General features: G+C 71.0%; 1 pseudogene. It reads right to left on the minus strand.

Annotated elements, in window-relative coordinates:
• Positions 1–480: pseudogene (locus G6R24_RS21370) on the minus strand (IS1634 family transposase); the annotation flags it as partial.

Genomic DNA, 480 nt, shown 5'->3' on the forward strand with positions numbered 1-480 from the left:
GACGGCGAGGATGTCGAGGAGGTGCTGGTGCAGCGCCGAGGGGCGGGGGATGTAGGCGGGCTGGTCGCCGCGGGCGGGCACGAGGCGCAGCTTGCTCAGTGCGCCGAGGACCAGTGCTCCGGTGGGGCGGGCGGGACGACCGGCGTAGATGCCGGGGATCTTCCCGTCGGGGCCGGTACCGAGCCGGGCTTGGCGTTCGACCAGGCAGAAGACGAGCAGGGCCAGGCAGATCACGTGGATGAGGGCGTGGATCCGCTGGTTGGAGTGCAGGAACATCGGTGCGACCGCGAGCGGGCCCTTGAACGCGCCGTAGCGACGTTCGACGACTTCCTGCCCTTTGTAGCGGGCGAGGACCTCGGCCGGGTCGACGTCGTCAGGCAGGTTGGTCAGCAGCGCGTACCAGCCGTCGGTGGCGGCCTCGGCGTCGAGCGCGTCCTGGTCGAAGTTCCAGGCCAGGGCGGGTTTCCCGGTGTCCGGGTC

Source organism: Candidatus Frankia nodulisporulans (assembly GCF_902806475.1).
In the GTDB taxonomy this organism is placed as follows: domain Bacteria; phylum Actinomycetota; class Actinomycetes; order Frankiales; family Frankiaceae; genus Frankia; species Frankia umida.